The sequence below is a fragment of the Mesorhizobium sp. ISC15 genome, from assembly GCF_037162615.1.
GTDB classification, from domain to species: Bacteria; Pseudomonadota; Alphaproteobacteria; order Rhizobiales; family Rhizobiaceae; genus Mesorhizobium; species Mesorhizobium mediterraneum.
In genome coordinates, this window is record NZ_JAVSPX010000001.1 from 1342913 (window position 1) to 1359031 (window position 16119).

Annotated in this window: 14 protein-coding genes and 2 pseudogenes; 12 read left to right on the plus strand and 4 right to left on the minus strand. The window is 63.9% G+C overall.

Annotated features, from left to right (window positions below; genetic code table 11):
- Positions 1-77: 77 nt before the first annotated feature.
- From RPG13_RS06705 to RPG13_RS06720, 4 genes and pseudogenes are all read right to left on the minus strand, one after another.
- Positions 78-719, minus strand: a pseudogene (locus RPG13_RS06705) (magnesium chelatase domain-containing protein); the annotation flags it as partial.
- A gap of 163 nt (positions 720-882) precedes the next feature.
- Positions 883-1824, minus strand: a complete 942-nt coding sequence (gshB, locus tag RPG13_RS06710; RefSeq protein ID WP_292713079.1) for a glutathione synthase — start codon at positions 1822-1824, stop codon at positions 883-885.
- Positions 1825-2030: 206 nt separating this feature from the next.
- Complete coding sequence (locus RPG13_RS06715; protein ID WP_292650342.1) at positions 2031-2405, minus strand: GtrA family protein; 375 nt, start codon at positions 2403-2405, stop codon at positions 2031-2033.
- A gap of 8 nt (positions 2406-2413) precedes the next feature.
- Positions 2414-3421: a glycosyltransferase gene (locus tag RPG13_RS06720; protein ID WP_337124705.1), complete on the minus strand. Its 1008-nt coding sequence runs from the start codon at positions 3419-3421 to the stop codon at positions 2414-2416.
- Positions 3422-3552: 131 nt separating this feature from the next.
- Between RPG13_RS06720 and RPG13_RS06725 the strand changes: the two genes are divergently transcribed.
- The 12 genes and pseudogenes from RPG13_RS06725 to RPG13_RS06780 all read left to right on the plus strand — a co-directional run bounded on the left by RPG13_RS06725 (position 3553) and on the right by RPG13_RS06780 (position 16118).
- Positions 3553-5346 carry a GtrA family protein gene (locus RPG13_RS06725; RefSeq protein WP_337124707.1) on the plus strand — a complete coding sequence of 598 codons (1794 nt, stop codon included), beginning with the start codon at positions 3553-3555 and terminating at the stop codon, positions 5344-5346.
- A 96-nt stretch (positions 5347-5442) separates the two neighbouring features.
- Positions 5443-6787, plus strand: a pseudogene (locus RPG13_RS06730) (putative bifunctional diguanylate cyclase/phosphodiesterase).
- 185 nt (positions 6788-6972) lie between these two features.
- Positions 6973-7740 carry an SDR family NAD(P)-dependent oxidoreductase gene (locus RPG13_RS06735; protein WP_095484670.1) on the plus strand — a complete coding sequence of 256 codons (768 nt, stop codon included), beginning with the start codon at positions 6973-6975 and terminating at the stop codon, positions 7738-7740.
- Complete coding sequence (locus RPG13_RS06740; protein ID WP_292639893.1) at positions 7737-8696, plus strand: 2-dehydro-3-deoxygalactonokinase; 960 nt, start codon at positions 7737-7739, stop codon at positions 8694-8696. Before RPG13_RS06735 ends, RPG13_RS06740 begins: the two co-directional genes overlap by 4 nt.
- The gene (locus tag RPG13_RS06745) at positions 8693-9334 is read left to right on the plus strand and encodes a 2-dehydro-3-deoxy-6-phosphogalactonate aldolase (protein ID WP_292639896.1); all 642 of its coding nucleotides are present in this window, start codon (positions 8693-8695) and stop codon (positions 9332-9334) included. Before RPG13_RS06740 ends, RPG13_RS06745 begins: the two co-directional genes overlap by 4 nt.
- Positions 9331-10212: an SMP-30/gluconolactonase/LRE family protein gene (locus RPG13_RS06750; protein ID WP_292224596.1), complete on the plus strand. Its 882-nt coding sequence runs from the start codon at positions 9331-9333 to the stop codon at positions 10210-10212. The genes RPG13_RS06745 and RPG13_RS06750 overlap by 4 nt, the downstream gene beginning before the upstream one ends.
- A 162-nt stretch (positions 10213-10374) precedes the next feature.
- A complete protein-coding gene (locus tag RPG13_RS06755; RefSeq protein WP_337124712.1) occupies positions 10375-11445 on the plus strand; it encodes a D-alanine:D-lactate ligase-like protein in 1071 nt (356 codons plus the stop codon).
- A 113-nt stretch (positions 11446-11558) separates the two neighbouring features.
- A complete protein-coding gene (locus tag RPG13_RS06760; RefSeq protein ID WP_337124713.1) occupies positions 11559-12227 on the plus strand; it encodes a helix-turn-helix domain-containing protein in 669 nt (222 codons plus the stop codon).
- Between the two features lie 29 nt (positions 12228-12256).
- Positions 12257-13321, plus strand: coding sequence for an extracellular solute-binding protein (locus RPG13_RS06765; protein ID WP_292639908.1), 1065 nt, complete (start codon positions 12257-12259; stop codon positions 13319-13321).
- 10 nt (positions 13322-13331) lie between these two features.
- Positions 13332-14222: an ABC transporter permease gene (locus RPG13_RS06770; RefSeq protein ID WP_127206352.1), complete on the plus strand. Its 891-nt coding sequence runs from the start codon at positions 13332-13334 to the stop codon at positions 14220-14222.
- Positions 14222-15007: an ABC transporter permease gene (locus tag RPG13_RS06775; RefSeq protein WP_095484663.1), complete on the plus strand. Its 786-nt coding sequence runs from the start codon at positions 14222-14224 to the stop codon at positions 15005-15007. The genes RPG13_RS06770 and RPG13_RS06775 overlap by 1 nt, the downstream gene beginning before the upstream one ends.
- Position 15008: 1 nt before the next feature.
- Positions 15009-16118, plus strand: a complete 1110-nt coding sequence (locus tag RPG13_RS06780) for an ABC transporter ATP-binding protein (RefSeq protein ID WP_126104155.1) — start codon at positions 15009-15011, stop codon at positions 16116-16118.
- Position 16119: the final 1 nt, after the last annotated feature.

Genomic DNA, 16119 nt, shown 5'->3' on the forward strand with positions numbered 1-16119 from the left:
CGCTCAGCTTAGGCAGTTGGCTCCTACAGGGCCTTCCTGACCGCGAGCATGGCGCGCCGTTTAATTAGCCACAATGTTAGCAGATTGTGGCCGCCGGCGGCCGCCACTTCGAGCGCCCGCTTGGCGGTTTCCTGGCCCTTGATGTCGGCGAGATCAGGCAGGTCGCGCGCCGAGGCATGGATGCCGGCTTCCGGCCGCGAGAGAACCTGGGTGCCGCGAAAATGATTGGCGATGGCGATCAGGCTGCGCGGCGCCAGGATGTCGAAATCCTTGCCGGCCCAGGCCGCTTCCGGTCCGCAGGCGAAAGGGCAGATCAGGCCTTTGCCCTCGGCATTGGCGCCGATCGCCGCCGGCAGCGCGCCGGCCACCGCGGCGATAGTGCCGTCGAGCGACAGCTCGCCAAGCACGACATAGCCGGCCAGCATGTCGCCCGGAATGGCGCCAAGCGCCGCCATCAGGCCGAGCGCGATCGGCAGGTCGTAATGGCTGCCTTCCTTCGGCAGATCCGCCGGCGCCAGATTGACGGTAACCTTCTTCGACGGCATCGACAGGCCCGATGCGTGCAATGCCGCGTGCACCCGCTCGCGGCTTTCGGCCACCGCCTTGTCGGCGAGGCCGACGATGTGCATGTTGACCTTGCCCGGCGCGATCATCACCTGCACGTCGACCGGCACGGCCTCGATGCCCTGGAAAGCGACCGTGCGGACCCGCGCAACCATTTTTTCACCCCGGATGCAGGCTTGCCCAAGCCTCTGCGATCATGCCGCGAACGGCTTCACCAGAGACAACCACAGATTTACGGCCAAGGCAAGAACATTAGGGGAACAGACAAATACCATTGCTGCCAGGAAGTTGCGCGGGCTCGAAATGCGCCTGGGAAGGCTACTTGCGCTTGCCCTCGACCGCATCCCAGAACATGCTCGCAATATCGGCGCCGCCGAAGCGTTTTACCTCGCGCACGCCGGTCGGCGACGTCACGTTGATCTCGGTCATGTAGTCGCCGATCACGTCGATGCCGACGAGGATAAAACCGCGCTCCTTCAGCGACGGGCCGATGCGGGCGCAGATCTCGCGCTCGCGCGCCGTCAGTTCGGTTTTTTCGGCGCGGCCGCCGACATGCATGTTGGAGCGTGAATCATGCTCGGCCGGCACCCGGTTGATGGCGCCGACCGGCTCGCCGTCGATCAGGATGATACGCTTGTCGCCCTTGCGCACGTCCTTCAGATAACGCTGCACGATGTAGGGCTCGCGGAACATCTGGCCGAACATCTCGAGCAGCGAGGCGAGGTTGCGGTCGGCCTCGTGCAGATGGAAGATGCCGGCACCGCCATTGCCGTAGAGCGGCTTGACGATGATGTCGCCGAACTCCTTGCGGAAGGCGGCGACCTCCAGCGGATCCTTGGTGATCAGCGTTTCCGGCATCAGGTCGGGAAACTCGGTGACGAAGATCTTTTCCGGGCTGTTGCGCACCCAGGCCGGGTCGTTGACCACCAGCGTCTTAGGATGGATACGCTCGAGTATGTGCGTCGTGGTGATGTAGTTCATGTCGAAGGGCGGATCCTGCCTGAGCAGGACGACGTCCATCTCCGACAGGTCGGTGCGCACTTCTTCGCCGAGCGAATAGTGATCGCCCTTCTCATCGCGGACCTGCATTGCCTCGATGCGGGCAAACACCTTGCCGCCGCGCAGCGACAGCCGGTCGGGCGTATAGTGGAACAGCTGGTGACCGCGGCGCTGCGCTTCCAGCGACAGCGCAAACGAGGTGTCGCCGGCAATCGAGACGGTGGAGATGTGGTCCATCTGGACGGCGATTTTCAATTTCATGGCGGCTCTCCGGCGCACTTGGAGCGACGTGCGTCCATTTGGACGCACAAAGTACGCTCCAACACTTTGAATCTATCCATCCTGCTTTCCGAAAATCGATTCCGTTTTTCGAGCCGATGCATCGACCACAGCGATATATGGAACTCGGCGCCTTCTGCCAATCGGTAGAGTTTGCTGCAGGGCTACGCTTTGCTTGGTGCAGCGCTTTAGCGGTCGAAGACCAGCCTGGAATAACCCAGGAAGGAAAGCGCCATGGCGACCAGCGAGGCGACGGTAAGCGCCGCCAGCGGCGGCGCGGACGGAAGTGCGAAGAGGATGGCGCAATAGGCGAGGTAATTGAGGATGCTGGTGGCGATACCGACACCGCCATAGCGTGCGCCCTCTTGCGCGATGCCGCGGCTCGACGGCGAGAAGGTCAGGTGGCGGTTGATGGCCCAGGTGACGGACAACGCGAAGCCGATCGAGACGACACGCGCGAGAAACGGTCCAAGCGGCGTGAAGGTCAGCAGAAGCCACAGCGCCGTCGCGTCGGCGACGAAACCGACGCCGCCGGCAAAGATGAAGCGGACGAGGCGTTTCACAACAGAGCCTAGGCCGCCCGTGGGGTCTTGCCCGCTCCGGTCTTCAAGGTCGAGGGCGCGCCTGTGCGTTCGCGTTCGACCCGTCCGGAGGGCATCGACAGATAGAAGATGCGCTTCTGCTCGGCCCGGCCGCGTGATACCGAATCGAGGATCAGGCCGGTCACCGCCGCCAACATCGACAGAAGCAGCAGGCCGACCGACAGCACCCAGGTCGGCATGCGTGGGACAAGGCCGGTTTCGACGAACTCGATCAGCACCGGCATCATCAGGAACAGGCTCGATGCCAGGAAGAGCACCGCGAAGGCGCCGAAAAAGCGCAGCGGCTGCGTCTCCTTCATCAGCATGGCGAACATCCACAGGATCTTCGCGCCGTCGCGATAGGTCGACAGTTTCGACGAGGAGCCCTCCGGCCGGCGGCCATAGTCGAGCCCGATCTCGCTGACCGGCAATTTGAGCTGCGAGGCGTGGACCGACATTTCGGTCTCGATCTCGAAGCCGCCGGAGACGGCGGGAAAGCTCTTGACGAAGCGCCTGGTGAAGGCGCGGTAGCCGGAGAAGATGTCGGTGAACTCGCTGCCGAACAGCCATTTGTAGAGGCGATTGAAGACGCTGTTGCCGAAGGCATGGCCAGTCCTGCCGGCATCGTCGGTGACGCCTCGCCTTGTCCCGACCACCATGTCGGAGCGCTCGGTGAGCAGCGTGTTGATCAGTTGCGGCGCGTCCTCCGGCGCATAGGTGCCGTCGCCGTCGGCCATCAGATAGATGTCGGCTTCGATGTCGGCGAACATGCGGCGCACCACGTTGCCCTTGCCCTGGCGCGGCTCGCGGATGACGGTAGCGCCGGCCGCGCGGGCTCGGAGCGCCGTCAGATCGCGCGAATTGTTGTCATAGACATAGATCGCGGCCGTAGGCAGGGTTTCGCGAAAACGCCGCACCACGTCCGCGATCGTCAGCTCCTCGTTGTAGCAAGGCAGAAGCACGGCGATGGCGGGTTCGTAGCGAACTTCTTGCGGCATTTTCGTCTCCGGATGCCTTGGCCCGGGTCCTTGGCCGTGCTGAATGCCGGCCTGCTCGGGCGCCTTTACTATTTATTGAAGCCGTTAAGGCTAGGTTTAAGTTGCCCCATATTCCTTCCAAAGGTCATAGAATGAGCATAGCCAAGCATGGCGCCTCCATTTGGAGGTCCGAAATCGTGCTGGCGCTGCTTGCCACGCTGGTGGCGTTCGCCGTCAATGCCTGGGCCGGATTCCCCCAATTGACCAACGCCCACGGCGACAACGACAATTTGCTGCGTTTGGTCGAGGTTCGCGACTTTCTGGCCGGCCAGGGCTGGTTCGATCTGCACCAGTACAGGATGGGGCTCGAAGGCGGCTTCGTCATGCACTGGTCGCGGCTGGTCGATGCGCCGATCGCCGCCATCATTCTTGCAGCGACGGCCCTGACCGGCAGCATGGCTCTGGCCGAGAACGTCGCGCAAGTGCTGTGGCCGGCGCTGCTCTTCTGCCTCGCGGTGTTTTTCATCACCCGCGCGGCGCGCAATTTCGCCGGTGAGGCCGCCGTGCTGCCCGCTGTCGTCGTCGGCGCGGCGGCGTTGCACTTCATAGGCATCTTCTCGCCGGGCGCGCTCGATCATCACAATGTTCAGCTCACGCTGACCATAGCCAGCCTCAGCCTGCTGCTTGAAGCCACCATGCGCGGGCCGGCAGCGCTGTTCTCCGGCGTGTGCGCCGCGCTGATGCTGGCTGTCGGCATGGAAACCGCCCCCTATGTCGCCACCATCGGCGCCTGCGTCGCGCTCCTGTTCGCTTTTGACGCAGATGGCGAAAGACGGATCGCCAGGGACTTCGGCGTCGGTTTTGCCGGCGCTTCCGCTCTCGTCTTTGTCACCACTGTTCCCGTCTCCGCCTGGAGCCAGGCGCAATGCGACGCCTTCTCGACCGTGCAGTTCGTCGTCGCCGTGTTGGCCGGAACCGGCCTTGCGGCGATAGCCTCGATCGAGGCCGTCGGCCGCACGCGCCGGCTGGTGTCGCTTGGCATCCTTGCGCTCGCGCTGGGCACGGTCGTCATGGTGCTGTTCCCGCAATGCCTGGCGGCTCCCTACGCGAACCTCGATCCGCGCCTCAAGGAGCTGTGGCTCGATCACGTCGACGAAGCCCAGTCGCTGTTCAGCCTTGTCGCCCAGGACCCGGCCAGAGTGGCGGCGCGCTATGTCACGCCGGCCGTCGCGCTCGTCCTGATGGCGCTTCGCCTTGGCCGTGGCGGTTGGCGGCGGCAGGACAGTCTTGTCGGCGCGCTGCTTGCCGTGGCGTTCGTCGTCAGCGCCTGGCAGGTGCGCGGCTCGACATTCTCGGTCGCGCTGGCGGTCATCCCGCTTTCCGCCTGGATCGCCAGTTGGCGTCAGCGGGCCGAGACCAGTCATTCGAGCAGCGTGGCGCTGCGCATGGCCGCGGTCTGGCTCGTCTCGGTGAATGCCGTGTGGACGGGCGCCGCGGCAGCGGCCGCGGTGGCGTTCGAAGCCGATAAGACGGCGGCCAATGACAGCGGTGCCGACATGGCCTGCCAGCGCCAGGCCTCCTTTGCGGCACTTGGCGGTGTGCCGGACACCACGGTGCTGGCGATTTCCAATCTCGGATCGCCGATCCTCGCCTATTCCGGTCATCGCGTCTTCGCCGGGCCCTATCACCGCAACATCGCCGGAGATCTGCTTGCGCTCGACACCTTCCTGGGGTCATCCACCGCTGCCAGGACGGTCGTGGCAACGCATCATGTCGGCCTCGTCGCGGTTTGTCGTGGCAATGCGGAAAGCGAGCTTCTCGCCGCCAAGGCGCCTCAGGGCTTTCTTGGCGGGCTGATGCGTGGCAACGTGCCGGAATGGCTCGAGCCGGTCACACCAATCAGCGGAGGTTCCCTCGAACTGTACCGCGTTCGGCTCGACCGCTGAAACGGTTCTTCACCTGTGAAAGAAATCGGCTTGGGCTACGGTTCCTAAAGGGTTTGCTGCCAGTCTCGGGATTGTTCCGACCTAACAGGGTTACCGATGCAAACGACGTTTGGCACCGGGCAAGCAACCGGGGAAAGCACGGATCTGGCCTTTACCGATCCGTTGACCGGGCTTGGCAATCATCGCCGCTTCTTCGACAAGGTCGACCGCCTGATCAGCGACCGCGCCGACGATCCGGCGCCGTTCACCGTCGGCATCCTCGACCTCGATGGCTTCAAGCCGATCAACGACTTGTTCGGACACAAGGCCGGCGACGAGATCCTGATCCAGGTGGCGATGCGGCTGCGCGCTTCTATGGACAGCCATTCCACCGTCTGCCGCATCGGCGCCGACGAATATGCCTTCCTCTATCCGATGATGTTCAGCGAGGAGGCGGCGGCCGAAAAGTCGCGAACGCTGATCGAGATCCTGTCGGCACCCTATGATGTCGGCGAACGCACTGCCAGGCTTTCGGCCTCGGTCGGCTGCTCGATGTTCTATTCGGGCGACGAGACCACCGAAATTCTAGTCGGCAAGGCCGAGACGGCGCTGTACCATGCCAAGCGTTCGGGCCGCGGACGGGTGGTCGTCTATAGCAGAGAGATGGAAGAAGCGGCCAAGCGCGTCACCCGCATCGAGCAGGCGCTGCGCCGGGCCGTCTCGGCCGGCGAGGTCGAGCCGCAATTCCAGCCCATCGTCGATCTTAGGACCCGTCGCATCATCGGCTTCGAGACGCTGGCGCGCTGGACAGATGGTGATCTCGGCTCGGTCCCGGCAACGGTCTTCATCCCGATCGCCGAGGAGCGGGGCATCATCGGCCCGCTGTCGCAGCTTGTGCTGCGCAAGGCCGCCGAGGCGGCCAGGAGCTGGCCCAAGGATCTGTTCCTGTCCTTCAACTTGTCGCCGTCGCAGCTCGTCGACCAGAACACCGGGCTGCACATATTGGCGATCCTCGACCGCACCGGCTTCGACCCGCGCCGGCTGGAGATCGAGATCACCGAAACCGGCCTGATGAACGATCCAGCCTCGGCCGAGAAGATCGTCGAGAACCTGCGTCGCGTCGGCATCCGTGTCTCGCTCGACGATTTCGGCACCGGCCAGTCCTCGCTCGGCCGTCTGCGCGAATTCCATTTCGACAAGCTCAAGATCGACCGCGCCTTCGTTTCCTCCATTCTCGACGACCGCCCGTCCGAACATATCATCCGGGCGATCCTGGCCATGTGCGAGGGGCTCGGCATGGACGTAGTCGCCGAAGGCATCGAGCAGGAAGCGCAGGCCGAGCGCCTTGTCCAGTTGCGCCGGTGGGCAAGGGTTTCTGTTCGGCAGGCCGGTCGATGCCGACGCCACGCTCGGCTATCTCAGGGATAGCTTCCGCGGCGCCTTGCGCGTCAAGGCAATCTGACGACCGGCCACGCTGCCACTGCGGCGCAGCCTTCTTTTTGTCAGACATAAGCCGTAAGAATCCGTTTTTCGCCCTTGCTCCCTGGACCGGGCTGGCTAGGATGCGCGCCGGCCAGACTACAGCCCCGTGCGTCCGTTTGGGACGCGCCAAGGACGCTGCCGCACTTTGACTTTGTGGAGAAAAAAATGATGCCATCGGCGCGCTTTGCCGACCTTGAAGGCGCTTCGGTGCTGATCACCGGCGGCGGCTCCGGCATCGGCGCGGCGTTGACGGAGGGTTTTGCACGCCAGGGGGCGAAGGTCGCCTTCATCGACATCGCTGACGGCCCGAGCCTGGCGCTGGCCGACCGCATCGAGAAGGATCTCGGCCGGCGACCCCTCTATCTCAACACAGACATACGCGACATCGAGGCGCTGCGGGCTTCTGCCGCCAAGGCGGCCGAAGCGCATGGCGACGTCACCGTGCTGGTCAACAATGCAGCACTTGACGAACGCCACGCGGTGGAAGACGTCACGGTGGAATTCTGGGACAACAATCAGGCGATCAATCTGCGTCCGCATTTCTTCTCCGCCCAAGCGGTGGCGCCGGGCATGAAGCGGGCCGGCGGCGGCTCGATCATCAACTTCACGTCGACGTCGTTTCTCATCAACCACCCCGACATGCCGGCCTATACCGCGGCCAAGGCCGGCATCGTCGGCCTGACCAAGGGCCTTGCCGGCAAGCTCGGCGCCGACGGCATTCGCGTCAATGCGATCGCACCCGGCTGGGTGATTACGGAGCGGCAGAAGGAGCTCTGGGTCACCGAACAGGCGCTCGCCGCCCATGTCGCCAAGCAATGCATCAAGCAGGTAATGCAGCCGGATGACATCGTCGGCACGGTGCTGTTCCTGGCGTCGGACGCTTCGCGGATGCTGACCGCCCAGATGCTGATCGTCGACGGGGGCTTCCTGTGAGCCCAGGATCCCCGAGCAAAGCACCCTCTGTCGCCGCCGTGGATTGGGGCACCACCCGTCTCAGGGTCTGGCTGGTCGATGAGACCGGAAAAATCCTTGCCGAGCGCCGCGGCGACGACGGGCTGATCACTGCGCAAGCCACCGGCTTTTCGACCATCCTCGAAGGACATCTGGCGGCGATGGGCGCGCCGGAAGCGATGCCCGTCATCATCTGCGGCATGGCCGGCTCGCGCCAGGGCTGGCTCGAGGCGCCCTATGTCACCGTGCCGGCGCCGATCGGCGCCATTTTGGCGGGTGCGGCGCGCATTCCGGGCCAGCGCCGCGACATCCGCATCGTGCCGGGCCTTGCCCAGCGCCAGGCCGACGCGCCCGACGTCATGCGCGGCGAGGAAACGCAGCTTGCCGGCGCTGGTTTGCCGGCAAAGGGTCGCCATCTCGTCTGCATGCCCGGCACCCATTCGAAATGGGTGCTGGTCGAGGACGGCGCCGTTACAGGTTTCGGCACCTGGCCAACCGGCGAGCTGTTTTCGGTGCTGGCGGCGCATTCGATCCTGCGCCATTCGCTGGGCGATCAGCCCAAGCCGGTCGCACCAGGTAATGCGTTCTTTCGGCGCTGGTGCGAGACCGCGTTGGCCGACGGCGGCGATGTCACGTCGAGACTGTTCTCGATCCGTGCCGCGGGCCTGCTGCAGGACCTGAAACCCGACGATGCCGCTGCTTGCCTGTCCGGCCTGCTGATCGGCGGCGAGATCGCCTCTGCCAGCCACCGCTATGGGAAAGGCGCTGCGTCGGTCGTGCTGATTGCTTCCGGCGCGCTCGGCGCTCTCTACGCTGAAGCGCTCGGCCTTGCCGGACTTGCGGTCAAGACTGTCGACGCCGACGAGGCAGTGCGTGCCGGCCTGATCGAGGCCGCGCGCGAAAATGGCATGATTGCCGGAAGCGGAGTTGTAGCATGACCGAGACCGCACCGTTTCCGAAGCTCAGACGCGGCCTTGTCGCCATCCTGCGCGGCCTCAAGCCAGGCGAGGCGGTGGCCATTGGCCGGGTGATCTTCGAGGCCGGCATCGAAGCGATCGAAGTGCCGCTCAATTCGCCGGACCCTTTTGCCTCGATCGCGAATATCGTGCAGGCGCTGCCGGCGACGGCGCTGGTCGGTGCAGGAACCGTACTGACATCAGCCGATGTTGACGGATTGCACAAGGCGGGCGGCCGGCTGCTGGTCAGCCCCAACATCGATGCCGAGGTCATGGCTCGCGCGATGGATTACGGCATTGTGACGATGCCCGGCGTGTTCACGCCGACCGAAGCCTTCCAGGCGATCCGGCTCGGCGCCTCGGCGCTGAAATTCTTCCCGGCCAGCGTGCTTGGGGCTGCCGGCATCGCCGCGATGCGCGCGGTTTTGCCGGCAGAGACGCTGGTCGGCGCGGTCGGCGGTGTCTCGGAGAAGGACTTTGCCGGCTACAAGACCGCCGGCGTCAGCGTCTTCGGCTTGGGATCCAGCCTGTTCAAACCTGGCATGAGCGTCGAAGAGGTGGCCGTGCGGGCCCGTGCTGCCACAGTAGCCTGGGATGCGGCGTTTGGAGCAGCAGGATGAGTGAAGCCAAAGTTTCGGTTTTTTCCGACCATGTCTGCCAGCTCGGCGAAGGCCCGAGCTATGATCCAGCCACCGATACGCTCTACTGGTTCGATATCGTCAACGGCCAGCTTCTGGAAAAACGCCTGTCCGGCGGCGCGGTCAAAATCCACGAGCTTGGCCAGATGGCCAGCGCGATAGCCATCATCGACGACAGCAGGCAGTTGATCGCCACCGAAACCGGCCTGCACGTCCGCGACGTGGCGACCGGCAAGATGACGCTGCACACGGCGATCGAGGCCGACAACCCGGTGACGCGCTCGAACGATTCGCGCGTCCACCCCTGCGGCGCCTTCTGGATCGGCACCATGGGCAAGGGCGAGGAAAAGGCCGCCGGCTCGATCTACTGGTTCTCTAGGGGGGAGTTGCGCCGGCTTTATTCGGACATCACCGTGTCGAACTCTATCTGCTTTTCCGAAGATGGGGCGGTCGCCTATTACACCGATACCAGCACCGGACTGCTGATGCGTGTCGGCTGCGATCCGGCAACCGGCCTGCCGTCCGGCGAGCCGAAGATCTTCGTCGATCACCGCAAGGCCAAGGGCTATATCGATGGTTCGGTGCTCGATCGCGACGGTGTCCTATGGAACGCCTGCTGGGGCGGCAGCGTCATCGAAGCCTACGGGCCCGACGGCAGCCTCATCCGGTCGGTCGCGATGCCGGTGACGCAGCCGTCTTGCCCAGCCTTTGTCGGCAGGAATGCCGACCGGCTGGCGGTCACTTCCGCCTGGTCGGGGAAGGATGAGAAACAGCGCCTGCTGGACCCGCAAGCCGGCATGGCGTTTCTGCTCGATATTCCGGTCAACGGCCGCTTCGAGCCGCGCGTGCTGATCGCCTAGGCGATGATCCCGAACCTTCGGTTCGGAAAAGAACATTGTCCCAAACGGGAAGATCGCACCAGCACTGTCGTGCAGGCGTCCGACTGACGTCGGTTTCCGCGAAAGCCTGATACATTCGCCGTGCGATGGTAGGCAATCGCGCTGCCAGGATCCGCTCATCCCATGTCAAGCCGCAAGCCGAAGCTGATCCTTGTCTACGAGCCGGAAAAGGCCTGCTTCGACCGGCTGGTCGTCGAAGGCCATTTGCCGGCGCGTGCCGCCGAAATCGCCTCCTATCTGGCGCAGTCGACTGACATCGCCCCTGAGTTCGATGCACTAGCCGCAGCCTGTCTGACGCGCGGCCTGTCCTTCGCGCCGGTGGCGCTCGACGATGCCGCAGGCGTGCTTGCCGGTGAGGACCCGAAGGCCACGCTGGTGTGGACGCTGACCGATGGCGTCGCCTATTTCCGTGGCTGTGCAGCACCGGCTCTGGCAAGACTGAACGGCCTGAAGGTGCTCGGCGCCGATGATGCGCTGTTTGCGCTCTGCCAGGACAAATTCCGCTCCGGCGCCGTGCTCGGCGCGCTCGGCCTGCCGGTGCCGCGATCCGGCTTGGCCCGCGACGGCCGCTGGCTGGTCGAGCCGCCGGCTTCGCCAGCCGGCTGGTTCGTCAAGCCGAACCGGCTCGGCGCCAAGATCGGCATCTGGCCGGATTCACGCTGTGCCGATCTCGGCCACGCGCTGGAGCTTAGCCGGCGTGTGTTCGCCGCCTATCGCGACGATGTCGTCGTGCAGTCCTACGTCGCCGGGCGCAACGCGCGCGCTAGTTTTCTGGGCCTGAAGCCGGACACCGGCGTCGAAGCGCTCGGCGTCGCCTTCGTCGATTCGGGTAGTGATTTCCAGACCATGGCAGACAGCCTGGCGCTTTACGGCGACACCGGCGAGGCTGCCAGGGCGGCGGGGACATACGCCGAGCCGGTGCTGCTGCCGGTCGCCGCCAGCCAGCCGCGAGCCGATGCAAGGATACGCCAAGTCGCGCAAAGGCTGATGATTGGGCTTGGCCTGCGGGACGTCTTTTCGATCGATCTTCGGATCGAGGCCGACGACACGGTCCATCTCATAGAGTTTGAAGTGTGTCCCGGCCTGCCCTGCTTCGATTTCCGCGCCTATTGCCGCTCGCAATGGAACATGAGCCTCGCCGATGCGATGGTCGAGACCGCGGCGAGTCGTTTTAGCCGAGTGGCCGCGTCCTGAGCAGAAATCCTGCGCAAAGCTGCCCCGGGCGACCCAGGATCGTATCGGATCTCGACAAATGGCTTGCGTTCCGGCGCTCCACTTAATAGGGTGTTAAGTGAAGGAGGCACTCGGTGAAAGTCGACCCTGCGACATCCCCGGACGTGGCGGCGCTGCCAGCGGCGGACGCGGACAAGACGAAGCATGTCGGTGGGCGGATCAAGGCCATTCGCACGGCCCGACGCATTTCGCTTCGCCAACTGGCCGACATGATCGGCACGACGGCGAGCTTCATCAGCCAGCTCGAGCGCAATCTGAGCGGAGCCAGCGCCAGCACCCTGATGCGGATCGCGGCTGCCTTGGACCTCGGCATCAACGACTTGTTCGAGCAGACCGACGGTGGGTTCCACAAGGTGCTCACCAGAGCCGACCGCCCCCTGCTGCCGATCAGCCACGGTTGTCGAAAGACGTTGCTGTCGCGGCGGCCGATCCATGAATTCGAGGTTTATTCGGGGGATTTCGACGTCGGCGGCTCGACCGGCAACGACGCTTACACGCATGGCGGCAAGCACGAGATGTTCGTCGTCCTGAACGGGACAGTCGAGCTGACACTGGCGGACGAGCGCTTCACCATGAACGAGGGCGACAGCATCGAATACGCAACCTCGACGCCGCATCGCACGGTGAACATCGGCAAGACGCCGGCGCAGGTGCTCTGGATCATCGCGCCCCCGACCAGCGGCGCGGCGGAACTCAATCAATACACGCCCGGACAAGGCTCGCAACCGGGTGGACAGAAGTAATGCGGGTGCACGTAAATGGGAGATAAAACATGAAGATCGGACAGGTGACCGCGCTCGGGCTGCTGATGATCACGACCGCAGCGCTTGCACAGAGCAAGCCCGTGGCAGGCGAGGTGGCCGAGGGCTCGCTGAAGGACAAGACGCTTACCTTCGTCTCGTATGGAGGCATTTATCAGGATGGCCAGATCGCCGCGCTAAAAGAGTTCGTCGACAAGTCCGGTGTGACGCTGCTCAGCGATGGGCCGACCGAAATCTCGAAACTGCAGGCGCAGGTCGAGTCCGGCAATGTGACCTGGGACGTCGTCGACACCGGCGATTTCCCGCCCTACGTCTATTGCGGCAAGCTGTTCCAGAAGCTGGACTTCTCGAAGATCGATACGTCCAACATTCCACAGGGCCAGATCAGTGATTGCAGTGTGCCGGCCATGAACTATGGCGTGGTGCTGATGTACAACACCGAAAAGTACAAGGATAATCCGCCTAGGAGCTGGAAGGATTTCTTCGATATCGAGAAGTTCCCGGGCTCGCGCGCTCTGGAAGGCAGCGGCGATCTGTCCGGCGGCATGATCGAGCAGGCGCTGCTCGCAGCCGGCGGGTCGGTGGAAAACATGACGGTGGCCGACATCGACAAGGCTATCGAGAAGGTGAAGTCGCTCGGTCCGGACACGATCTTCTGGAAGACCGGCGCCGATTCCCAGCAGCTCGCCGAATCCGGTGAAGCCGACATGATCGCGATGTGGACCGGACGTGCCATGACCGCGGTGAAGAACGGCGCGGCGTACACGCCGGCGTGGCAGGACTGGCTGGTTGTGATGGACCAGATGACCATTCCGATGGGCGTCAAGGATCCCGACGCAGCACATGCGCTGATCAACGCCTATGTCGGCAAGAGCGCGCAGGAGACGCTTGCAAAAACCACCTCGTATACCCCGATCCACAAGGACGCGAAGCCCGAAGTGGACGAGGTCACCGCGGCGTTCATGACCAATACGCCGGACAAGCTGAAGCTTGGCTATCAGCAGAACATCAAGTTCTGGGTGGAGAACTTCGAGGTGGCGAACGAAAAGTGGAACGCGTTGATGGCGGGCAACTAGGTCCGCCGCAGTGGCAACGATAACAACCGACAGCCGGAACACTGGTCCGGCTGTCGCAGCAGACGACCGCCGGCGCTGGTTTCGTGGACAGGCTTTCTGGCTCGTCGCGCCGGCGCTGCTGCTACTCGTCGTCTGCCTGGGCCTGCCGCTCGCCATCGTGACCTTGCGTAGCTTTTCCGAGCCGCAATGGGGATGGCAGAACTATGCCTGGTTTTTCGGCACACCGGTCAACCTAACCGTGCTTCAGCGGACCTTCGCGATCTCCGCCTGGGTGACGCTGGTATGTCTCATTGCCGGCTATCCCTATGCCTATGTGATGACTGCGGTCGGGCCCAAGATGCGGCTCGTCCTCATCCTGTGCGTTCTGGTGCCGTTCTGGGTGAGCGGTGTGGTGCGCACCTTGGCATGGGTCATCCTTCTGCAGGATTCCGGCGTGATCAACTCCGTCATACGGGCAGTCGGCCTTAGTCCGGTCAAGCTGATCCGCACGCAGACAGGCGTGGTGATCGGCATGGCGCAGGTGCTGTTGCCGTTCATGATCCTGCCGCTCTATTCGGTAATGAAGACGATTGACCTGCGGCTCATGCAGGCGGCACGAAGCCTCGGCGCAAGCCCGGCGCGCGCCTTTGCCCAGGTCTATCTGCCGCTCTCGCTTCCGGGCGTCTACGCGGGCGCCATCATCGTGTTCATTCTTGCGCTCGGGTTCTACATCACCCCCGCGCTGCTCGGCGGTCCGCGTTCGACCATGCTCTCGACCCTGATCCAGAACCAAGTGCTCAGCCTGCTCAACTGGGGTCGCGGCGGTGCGATGGGTGTGGTGTTGTTGATCGCGACCTTCGTCTTGCTCGCGCTTGCAGCACCGCTGTCGCGCCAACCGCACAAGACGGGCTCGACACGCTGATGAAACAGCCCGGTCGAATCCTGCTCGGTCTGTTCTGCCTGCTGGTCGCGGTCTGGCTGGTCGCACCGACAATCGTCGTCGTGCCGATGTCGTTCAACGACAAGAAGTCGCTGGCCTTTCCGCCATCCGGCTTTTCCTGGCAGTGGTACCAGAACTTCTTCACCAACCCCGAATGGTCGGCGAGCCTGGTCGGCTCGCTCAAGGTTGCCGTCGTCACTGCGGTGTTCGCCACTGTCATCGGCACGCTGGCGGCATTCGGCCTCGATCGCATGAAAAGCCGCGTCAGCGGCGTGCTGCGTGCACTGCTGATCACGCCGATGGTCGTGCCGGGGGTGGTGCTCGCCGTCGGAATCTATGCGGTCTATCTCGATACGCGGTTGGTCGGCACCATGACCGGCTTCGTGCTGGCTCACACGATGCTCGCCGTCCCTTTCGTCATCATCGCCGTTTCCGCCAGCCTGGAAGTCTTCGACAAACGGCTGGAGACGGCTGCGGCCAGCCTCGGCGCGACCCGGCTGACGGCATTCAGGACGGTGACGTTGCCGCTGATCGCGCCGGGCATCCTGTCGGGGCTGCTGTTTGCCTTCGTAACCTCGTTCGACGAGATCATCGTCGCGCTGTTCATCACCAGCCCTTATCTGAAGACACTGCCGGTCCAGATCTTCTCCAGCATTACCCGGGATGCCGACCCCACCGTTGCGGCGGTGGGCACGCTGCTCTTCATCGTGACGTCGCTGGTGATCGGGGCGGGGCTGCTGATCGGTTCGAGACAGGGAAAACGTTGACATGGCCTCACCATCGACCCGCGGCGCAGCCATCGATCTCAAATCCGTCAGCAAACAGTATGGCAGCTTCATTGCTCTCGATAAGGTATCGCTGCGCATCGAGCCGGGGGAGTTCATGACGCTGCTCGGACCCAGCGGTTCGGGCAAGACGACCACGCTCAACGTCATCGCCGGCTTCACCGAGGTCAGCTCGGGTTCGCTTGATGTCGGCGGCAAGAGCGTCATCGGCGTACCGGCGCACAAACGCAACATCGGCGTGGTTTTCCAGCACTATGCGTTGTTTCCGCACATGACGGTGAGCAGGAACGTCGCATACCCACTGACCTTGCGCGGCATCGCCAATCCCGATCGTGAGGCCCGGGTGCGCAAGGCGCTGGACATGGTGAAGATGGCGGATTTCGGCCACCGTTTTCCCAGCGAGCTTTCCGGCGGACAACAGCAGCGCGTCGCGCTGGCGCGCGCCATCGTATTCGATCCGCCGCTGCTCCTCATGGACGAGCCGCTCGGCGCGCTCGACAAGAAGCTGCGTGAATGGCTGCAGCTCGAGATCAAACGGATCCACCGGGAGTTGGGCACCACCTTCGTTTACGTCACGCACGACCAGGAGGAGGCCTTGGTCCTCTCGGACCGCATCGCCGTGTTCAACCAAGGACGCATCGAGCAGATCGGCACCGGTCGCCAGCTCTACGACGAGCCCGAGACCTTGTTCGTCGGAAAGTTCGTCGGCGACTCGACGATACTGCGTGGCGCGGCTTCCACCTCCGGGAACGAGACCGCCATCGAGATAGAAGGGCGGAAAGTGGCCGCCGCCAAACGCCTTCCCGATGGCGCCAAGCCCGTGATGCTGCTGCGGCCGGAGAAGCTGAGCCTCGCCAGACGGGGGAAGGGCGGACAGGATCGAAACACCCTGCCCGGGCGCATCGGCGAAGCCATCTATCTCGGATCGGGCTCCAAATACGAAGTCGTGCTGGCGGACACCTCCAAGGCGATCGTGCGCTCGACGCTGGATGCCGAGACCTTCGCCATCGGCGACGAGGTCGACCTCATATTCGCGGGCAGCGACGTAAAGCTGTTAGCGGACGACGAAAAGGCCGATTTCACGCTGACCTGAA